The sequence below is a fragment of the Paenibacillus thermotolerans genome, from assembly GCF_028745515.1.
GTDB lineage: Bacteria > Bacillota > Bacilli > Paenibacillales > YIM-B00363 > Paenibacillus_AE > Paenibacillus_AE thermotolerans.
On the sequence record NZ_JAQZSG010000069.1, the window covers coordinates 1 to 8,801 of the forward strand.

7 protein-coding genes and 1 tRNA gene are annotated in these 8,801 nt (G+C 53.3%); 6 read left to right on the top strand and 2 right to left on the bottom strand.

Annotation, left to right across the window (positions count from 1 at the left end; translation table 11 throughout):
• Positions 1 to 407: 407 nt before the first annotated feature.
• Positions 408 to 2,255 (bottom strand): asparagine synthase (glutamine-hydrolyzing), encoded by a 1,848-nt coding sequence (gene asnB, locus PT964_RS25960; RefSeq protein WP_274366263.1) that lies wholly within the window; start codon positions 2,253 to 2,255, stop codon positions 408 to 410.
• A gap of 175 nt (positions 2,256 to 2,430) precedes the next feature.
• On the opposite strand from asnB, the gene PT964_RS25965 reads away from it, so the two are divergent.
• Complete coding sequence (locus tag PT964_RS25965) at positions 2,431 to 2,772, top strand: hypothetical protein (protein WP_274366264.1); 342 nt, start codon at positions 2,431 to 2,433, stop codon at positions 2,770 to 2,772.
• Positions 2,773 to 2,965: 193 nt separating this feature from the next.
• Here the strand turns inward: PT964_RS25965 and PT964_RS25970 are convergent.
• Positions 2,966 to 3,039 (bottom strand) — tRNA-Arg (locus PT964_RS25970).
• 163 nt (positions 3,040 to 3,202) lie between these two features.
• Here PT964_RS25970 and PT964_RS25975 point away from each other — a divergent pair.
• The 5 genes from PT964_RS25975 to ispG all read left to right on the top strand — a co-directional run bounded on the left by PT964_RS25975 (position 3,203) and on the right by ispG (position 8,691).
• Positions 3,203 to 4,129 carry a hypothetical protein gene (locus tag PT964_RS25975; protein ID WP_274366265.1) on the top strand — a complete coding sequence of 309 codons (927 nt, stop codon included), beginning with the start codon at positions 3,203 to 3,205 and terminating at the stop codon, positions 4,127 to 4,129.
• Positions 4,130 to 4,195: 66 nt separating this feature from the next.
• A complete protein-coding gene (gene tig / locus PT964_RS25980; RefSeq protein ID WP_274366266.1) occupies positions 4,196 to 5,485 on the top strand; it encodes a trigger factor in 1,290 nt (429 codons plus the stop codon).
• Positions 5,486 to 5,694: 209 nt separating this feature from the next.
• Positions 5,695 to 6,285, top strand: a complete 591-nt coding sequence (gene clpP / locus PT964_RS25985; RefSeq protein WP_274366267.1) for an ATP-dependent Clp endopeptidase proteolytic subunit ClpP — start codon at positions 5,695 to 5,697, stop codon at positions 6,283 to 6,285.
• A 13-nt stretch (positions 6,286 to 6,298) separates the two neighbouring features.
• The gene (clpX, locus tag PT964_RS25990) at positions 6,299 to 7,561 is read left to right on the top strand and encodes an ATP-dependent protease ATP-binding subunit ClpX (RefSeq protein ID WP_274366268.1); all 1,263 of its coding nucleotides are present in this window, start codon (positions 6,299 to 6,301) and stop codon (positions 7,559 to 7,561) included.
• 29 nt (positions 7,562 to 7,590) lie between these two features.
• The gene (gene ispG, locus PT964_RS25995) at positions 7,591 to 8,691 is read left to right on the top strand and encodes a flavodoxin-dependent (E)-4-hydroxy-3-methylbut-2-enyl-diphosphate synthase (protein WP_274366269.1); all 1,101 of its coding nucleotides are present in this window, start codon (positions 7,591 to 7,593) and stop codon (positions 8,689 to 8,691) included.
• Positions 8,692 to 8,801 lie beyond the last annotated feature (110 nt).

An 8,801-nucleotide genomic window follows, 5' to 3' on the forward strand; every position in this document is an offset into this window, starting at 1 on the left:
CGTGAACACCTCTGATTAACGTTTTTAATTATTATCTATTGGCTCTTACGAGGTGTCCACTTTTTATTCTAAACCCAAAAGTTCCGTTCGAGACGGTCGGCCATGCGGCGCAGCAGAGTGCAACGGAACAAAGTTCCGTTGGTAGTAGCTAGTTTGCTGTGTGCAGGGTTGCAGCGGAATAAAGTTCCGTTCGAGACGGTCGGCCATGCGGCGCAGCAGAGTGCAACGGAACAAAGTTCCGTTGGAAGTAGCTAGTTTGCTGTGTGCAGGGTTGCAGCGGAATAAAGTTCCGTTCGAGGCGGTCGGCCGTGGGCCCGCAAAGTGCAGCGGAACAAAGCTCCGTATAAAGCCGCAATAAGTGATCACGCGGCTACTGCAACGGAACAAAGCTCCGCTACACCTCACTCCTAATGCCTCACCCTTACCTTGTACTGCCGGAGCCATGTATCCACCTGCGCCAAATATGCGAACAGCTGGGGACCGGTCATCAGCTGACCGAACCACGGAACGTTGAATTGATCGGTATCCGTATCCAGCAGCTTTCGGACGACCTTCGCATCCACGAATTCGAGCAGCGGCGAGGAGCCGTCCTGCAAAATATCGTCCATCCATTCCTTCACCGCTGCTAAATAGGACGGGTTGTGCGTTTTCGGATACGGGCTCTTTTTCCGATACAGCACTTCATCAGGCAGTACGCCCTCCAGCGCCTTTCGAAGAATCCCCTTTTCTTGATTGCCGGTCATTTTGATATCCCACGGAATGTTGAACACATAGTCGACCAATCGGTGGTCGCAGTAAGGCACTCTCACCTCAAGCCCGACGGCCATGCTCATCCGGTCCTTGCGATCGAGAAGCGTCGGCATAAACCGGGTGATGTTCAGGTACGACATTTCGCGCATCCGGTACGCTTTGGCGTCTTCCTCCTTCAGATGCGGCACCTCGGTTAGCGCCTCCGCATAACGCTGCGCGACATATTGCTCCGGACGAATCCAATCCGCCACCTCGGCTTTCAACAGAGACCCGCGAAAATCCGTGTACAGCGACCAAGGAAACGTCCCGGCATTCAATGCGTCCTCCCGGTGAAACCACGGGTAGCCGCCGAAAATTTCATCCGCCGCTTCGCCCGACAGAGCGACGGTCGCTCCTTTTTTGATTTCACGGCAAAACAGAAGCAAGGATGCGTCCACATCGGCCATACCGGGGAGGTCCCGAGCAAATACGGCTTCCTTCAACGTTTTCACCAGCTCGGGCGTGTCGAACTCAATATAGTGGTGAACGGTGCCTGCAAATTCGGCCATTTTTTCTATCCAAGGTCGGTCGGGGTTCGGGGTGAAATCGGAAGACTTAAAATGTTTATCGTTATCGGTATAATCGACGGAGTACGTATGGAGTTCGCCGAGGCCGTTATTTCGATAGTACGTTCCCGCGACGGCAGTCAAAGCGCTGGAATCAAGCCCCCCGGAAAGCAAGGTGCAGACGGGAACGTCGGACACGAGCTGGCGCTCGGCCGTATCGATCAGCAGCTCCCGGACCCGCTTGGCGGTCTCCGCTACATCATGTGGATGCTCGCGCGCCTCAACCTTCCAATACGTGTGCAATCTAAGCCCGTTTAAATCATAGACAAGAAAATGGCCCGGCTTCAGCTCCTTCATATCCGCGTATACGCCGTGCCCGGGGGTTCTTGCAGGACCGAGCGCGAATATTTCCGCCAGTCCGTCCGGACCGATCTCAGCTTGAAAGTCGGGATGCGCCAAAATCGCCTTCGGCTCGGAGCCGAACAGAAACATGCCGTCACGATGCGAATAAAACAGCGGCTTTACCCCGAGGCGGTCTCTGCATAGAAATAAACTTCGATCCCGCTCGCTCCATACGGCAAACGCAAAAATTCCGTTCAGCCGGTCTACGCAGCCGCGCCCCCACTCAATAAAGGAAACAAGAAGCACCTCGGTATCGCAGTCGGTGCGAAACCGATGCCCCCGCGCTTCCAACTCTTTACGCAATTCCAGCGTGTTGTAGAGCTCCCCGTTATAAACAATGGTAAAGGTGTGCCCGCCGTATTTCCGGTACATCGGCTGCGCTCCGTTCGCAGGATCGATGATGCTGAGCCGCCGGTGCCCGAGCGCGCAATGGGTCGTCAGCCAAGTGCCCGACGCATCGGGGCCGCGGGCGGACATCGTTTCCGTCATGGCCTCCAGTATGGCAGAGTAATTTGTCAAATCTTTGTTCCAATCTACCCAACCCGTTATTCCACACATAGTTTTCAGTCCTTTCTGTTCCACGGATCCGCAGAATACGGCTTAAGTTAACGATGTTAATATTTATGCGCTGCCCGCGGATAAAATGTCTGTCCAAAGGGACTCTAATACAGAATTGAAGGTTTTGATGTCAGATAGACGAACATGAACAACCTTCTTAAAGGAGTGGGCGGTAATGGTGGACGTACGCGAAGTGTGCTTTCGCCGTATGGGCTACAGCGGGAACGAAAGGGTGGCCGAGGTAGAGGTGCGGTCGAGCGAGTTTCCACAGCCTTTGGTCGCCACGTTTAAGCAGGACAATAACGGAGCGCTGCGGCTGATCAACGTCGCCGCGGTGGACGAGCGTCTCGATCTGGATTGGTACGATAACAATCTGCATACCGCTTATTCCTCCGTCGACGCGCAGCTGTTCGTTCAACCGGGAGGAGAGGAACGCCGGAAAAAGTTCGCCGCGGACGTGCTGGCGTTCGGCGAAACGGAGGAAATGCTGCAGGACAAGTTCTATTACGGAGAGTAATGCAAAAAAACCTTCACATCGGCGTAAGCGGCCGAATAGAAGGTTTTTGTCGAATTGGCGGTATGTAAATAAAAAAAGCGTCCCAGGAGGGATACTCGTCACTTCGTGCCGAGACTGCGATGCGAATGCTATCGAAGCATATGCTCCAACGAACCCCTGCCGGGTTCTCATCCTCGTCAACGCATTAAAAAAGCGTCCCAGGAGGGATTCGAACCCCCGACCGTACGCTTAGAAGGCGTATGCTCTATCCAACTGAGCTACTGGGACATGTATTAAAGCGACGCTAAAAAATAATAACACAGAAGCCAGCCTGAACACAAGCACTAATTATTTCAAATCATTCCACGGAGGGGGATGCAGCGGAGCCCGCTCGAAAATCGGCGCAAAACCTGTTACTATAATAGAACATTTTTTTTCGGGGGTAACCCATATGAACGGCGAGAAGCAAGGCGAAGTCATTCTATTTCCCAAAACGCTTGATTATTATCAAATCCAATTGACCAAAATGTTGGAGACGGAACGCTACGGCGACGCCATAATGCTGCTGAAGTTTTTGCTGGATTGCAAAACCGGGGATCCGCGTGCGGAGAAGGAGTGGGGCACGCTGCTGGAATGGCTTCGCGTGCAATTTCCGGGAGCCGAAGACTTGACTCCCGAGCAGAACAAACCGATTGCGGAGGACGATGCGGGTGAAGCGGAAGAGGATATGGTCCGCAGAACGGTTTCCGCCAAAGCGTCGAACGACAAAATGTACATAAACCGCCTGCTCGGCGCGATCAACCACGCATCGGTCGATAAGCAAATGCTTGCGCTGGATCAGCTGGCATACGTCGAGGACGCGGATATCGCGGAACAGCTTTTGCAAAAGCTTCATTCCAGCCAGCTTCACCCTTTCGTCGCTTTCAAGCTGCTGCAAACGTTATGCAAGCTCGGCGCGCAGGGAGAAACGAGCTTCGGCAAGCTGGGAGAAATCGTCACGGTCGATATCGAGAAAACGCCGCTTTTTTTTGACCAGTTTCCATCGCCGCTGCCGGAGGTGTCGGATCGGGTGCAGCATACGGCCGAAGTGAACGATCCGACGCTGTCGTATTTTGCGCAGCAAACGTGGAGGGAATATTTGACGTATTGCTATGGAAATGCGATTTATCAAGAAATGGTCCGGATGCCGGAGGAGCAGATCGACGTTTGGGCCGCCGCGCTGCATGCTGCGGTGGCCGAATCGATGTACGGGGAAGATGCTGCGGCGGCCGAAGCGGCCGATTTATACGGCATTACGGAGCGCCTGATTCCCTATTGGCAGCGGGCTTGCCGTCACCTGAAACTTTTTTTTAAAGACGGTGTGGGAACAACTGTTTGAAATGGACATGTATTCTTGTTATAATGACAGGGTTATAATGGGCGAAAAGTTTGGAGGATGCATAGAATGAAGGCAAGTTGGGAAAAATTAGAGAACAATGTCGGCGTTCTCACCATCGAGGTCGGACCCGAACAGGTGAACGAAGCCATTAACAAAGCTTTTAAGAAAGTTTCCAGCCGCGTGAACGTACCGGGCTTCCGCAAGGGCAAAGTGCCGCGCCAAATTTTCGAAGCGAAATTCGGCGTAGAAAGCTTGTACCAAGACGCGATCGACATTTTGCTGCCGGAGGCGTACACTTTTGCGCTTCAAGAGACCGGCATCGAGCCGATCGACCGTCCTGAAGTGGATATCGAGCAATTCGGCAAAAACCAGCCGCTTAAGCTGAAGGCGAAGGTGCAAGTGAAGCCTGAAGTCGAGCTCGGCGAATATAAAGGCATCGAAGTGGAGGACAAGCCGGTTGAAGTAACCGCGGAAGAGGTGGAAGAGGAGCTGAAGCGCCTCCAAAGCCGTCACGCGGAGCTGGTACCGGTTGAAGAAGGACCGGCTCAAAGCGGCGATACGGTCAATATCGATTTCGAAGGCTTCTTGAACGGCGAGCCGTTCGAAGGAGGCAAAGCCGAGAAATACAATCTCGAGCTTGGCTCGAACAGCTTTATTCCGGGCTTTGAGGAACAATTGATCGGTCTTGCGAAAGACGACGAGAAGGACGTTGAAGTAACGTTCCCGGAAGATTATCACGCCGAGGAGCTTGCCGGCAAGCCGGTAGTATTTAAAGTGAAAGTTCACGACATCAAGCGGAAGAACCTTCCGGAGCTCGACGACGAATTTGCGAAGGACGTCAGCGAATTCGATACGCTCGCAGAATTCAAGGAAGATATCGAGAAGCGGATCGCGAAGCGCAAAGAGCGCGAAAACCGCATCAACCGCGAACAGACGGTAATCGAGAAAGCGTCGGAAGCTGCGAAGGTCGACGTTCCTCCGGTCATGGTCGAGAACGAAATCGGCAACATGCTCGAAGAATTCGAAGGCCGCCTTCGTACGCAAGGCATGAGCCTTGATTTGTACTTCCAATTCTCCGGTCAGAGCGAAGCTGCTTTGAAGGAGCAAATGAGACCGGACGCCGAGAAGCGCGTTCGCAATAATTTGGTGCTTCACGCGATCGCGAAGGCGGAAGGCCTCGAGGCTACGGACGAAGAGCTCGAGAAGGAACTTGCGGACATGTCCGAGCAATACCGCCGTTCGATCGACGAGCTGCGCCGCATTCTGGAAACGAACGGACGGATCGACGATATCCGCAACGAGCTTTCCGTAAAAAAAGCGGTCGACTTCCTCGTTGAGAATAGCAAGACAGCGTAAGTCTATATATAATTTAAAGAGTGGGCACGTAAGTCTTAAAAAAGCGTGCCCACTCTTTTCCTAAAAACGGCTTTTCTTAATGCCGTTAATGCTTGTGTCGTTTAACCGCATCTCGATTTTTGAGGGGCAATGTGCCAAAATGACAGAACGACAAGAAAATGATAAACTGATGGTGTCACAAAATGTTAAATAAAGCGAGGTCGGTTTGCATGAATTTGGTCCCGATCGTGGTGGAGCAGACGAATCGCGGAGAGCGTTCGTACGATATTTATTCACGGCTTCTGAAAGACCGCATTATTTTTCTGGGGAGCGCCATTGACGATGACGTAGCCAATCTCATCATTGCGCAGCTGCTGTTCCTCGCTGCCGAGGATTCGGAGAAGGACATTCACTTGTATATCAATTCCCCCGGAGGCTCGGTAACCGCCGGTATGGGGATTTACGATACAATGCAATATATAAAGCCGGACGTGTCGACGATTTGCGTCGGCATGGCCGCAAGCATGGGATCGATTTTGCTTACGGCGGGAGCGAAGGGCAAGCGGCTTTGCCTGCCGAACAGCGAAGTGATGATCCATCAGCCGCTCGGCGGCGTGCGCGGCCAAGCGACGGACATTAAAATTCACGCCGACTGGATTATTAAGACGAAGGAAAAGCTGAACAATATTTACGTTAAGCATACGGATCAGCCGTATGAGAAAATCGAGAAAGACACCGACCGCGATTTCTTCATGAGCGCGGAAGAAGCGCTTGAATACGGTTTAATCGACAAGGTGATAACGCCTAGCGAATTGAAATAGGGAGGGAAGATGCATGTTTAAATTTAACGAAGAGAAGGGCCAGCTGAAATGTTCCTTCTGCGGAAAGATGCAGGATCAAGTTCGAAAATTGGTCGCCGGACCGGGCGTATATATATGCGATGAATGTATTGAGCTTTGCACGGAAATTGTGGAGGAGGAGCTCGGCCACGACGAAGAGCTCGATTTGAAGGACGTTCCGAAGCCCCAAGAAATTCGCGACATTCTGGATCAATACGTGATCGGCCAAGAACAAGCGAAGAAATCGCTTGCCGTAGCCGTATACAACCACTATAAGCGCATTAATACGAACAATAAGAACGACGACGTCGAACTCACGAAGAGCAACATTATGCTCGTCGGTCCGACCGGCAGCGGGAAGACGCTGCTCGCCCAAACGCTCGCCAAAATTTTGAACGTACCGTTCGCGATTGCCGACGCCACGTCGCTCACGGAAGCGGGCTATGTCGGCGAGGACGTTGAAAATATTTTGCTGAAACTGATTCAAGCTGCGGACTACGATGTGGAGAAGGCCGAGCGCGGCATTATTTACATCGACGAAATCGACAAGGTGGCCCGCAAGTCCGAAAATCCTTCCATTACCCGCGACGTATCGGGCGAAGGCGTGCAACAGGCGCTTCTGAAGATTTTGGAAGGAACGGTTGCATCCGTGCCTCCGCAAGGCGGCCGAAAGCATCCGCATCAGGAATTTATCCAAATCGATACGACGAACATTTTGTTCATTTGCGGCGGCGCCTTCGACGGCCTCGAGCAAATCATCAAGCGCCGGATCGGCAAGAAGGTCATCGGCTTCGGCGCGGACGGCAACAAGGCCGATCTGAAGGCCGGCGAATACTTGTCGATGGTGCTCCCGGAAGACCTGCTGAAATACGGGCTGATTCCGGAGTTCGTCGGACGTCTGCCGGTCATTACTTCCTTGGAGCCGCTCGACGAGAAGGCGCTTGTTCGCATCTTGTCCGAGCCGAAGAACGCGCTCGTCAAGCAATATCAGAAGCTGCTCGAGATGGACGACGTTCAGCTTGAGTTCGAGCCGGGTGCGCTGGAGGCGATCGCCGGGGAAGCGATCAAGCGCAATACGGGCGCGCGCGGGCTGCGGGCCATTATCGAAAGCATCATGCTGGAGGTAATGTACGAGGTTCCGTCCCGCAACGACATTAACCACTGCCTGATCACGAAAGAAGTCGTTCAAAACAAAATCGCACCGACGCTTACCAGCGTCAAGATCGATAAAAAGAACAAAAAGGAAGAAAGCGCGTAATTCCTTTCTTTTTCAGGGGGAGAAGGATCATGTTCCATCGCAAGGATACGCGTCCGGTCAAGGTCGGAAACTTGACAATCGGGGGAAGCAACGAAGTCATTATCCAAAGCATGTGCACGACCAAGACGGCTGACGTAAAGGCGACGGTGGCCGAAATCCGCCGTCTCGAGGAAGCGGGCTGCCAGGTCGTGCGCGTCACGGTGAACAACAATGAAGCGGCGGAAGCGATCAAAGACATCAAACGTCAGATTTCGATTCCGCTTGTTGCCGATATTCATTTCGACTACAAGCTGGCGCTTAAGGCGATCGAGAACGGAATCGACAAGGTGCGCATCAACCCCGGCAACATCGGACGCAAAGAAAAGGTTGAAGAAGTCGTAAAGGCATGCAAAGCGCGCGGCATTCCGATTCGGATCGGCGTGAACGCCGGATCGCTGGAGAAGCATCTGCTTGACAAATACGGCTATCCGACACCTGAGGCGATGGTGGAAAGCGCCCTGTTCCATATCGGCATCTTGGAGGAGCTCGATTTCCACGACATCATCGTATCGCTGAAGGCTTCGGACGTACCGATGGCAATATCCGCGTATACGAAAGCGGCCTCCGTCATTCCGTACCCGCTTCACTTGGGAATTACGGAAGCCGGAACGCTGTTCTCGGGCACGGTAAAGAGCGCGGCCGGCTTGGGCGTGCTTCTGAATATGGGCATCGGCTCCACGATGCGCATCAGCTTGAGCGCGGATCCGGTAGAAGAAGTCAAGGTCGCCCGCGAGCTGCTCAAGACGTTCGGATTGATTTCGAACGCCGCAACGCTCGTTTCATGTCCTACTTGCGGCCGGCTCGATTTCGATCTGTTCTCGGTAGCGAACGAAGTGGAGGCTTATCTTGAGAAGGTGAAGGTGCCGATCAAGGTGTCGGTGCTCGGCTGCGCGGTGAACGGCCCCGGGGAAGCGCGCGAGGCGGATATCGGCATCGCGGGCGCGCGCGGGGAAGGCTTGCTGTTCCGTTACGGCGAGATGATCCGCAAGGTGCCGGAACACGAGCTTGTCGACGAGCTGAAGAAGGAAATCGATCATATCGTCGACGAATATAACCGAACCGGCGTCATTCCGGGCCGCAAGCACGGCTGATCTGACGTCGATTCCTATAACGCATAACGAACCAAGCAATAGCGTCTCCTTATTAGGAGGCGCTATTTTTATGTACGCCCAGCATGGGCGTCATCTCTAGGGTGAAAGTC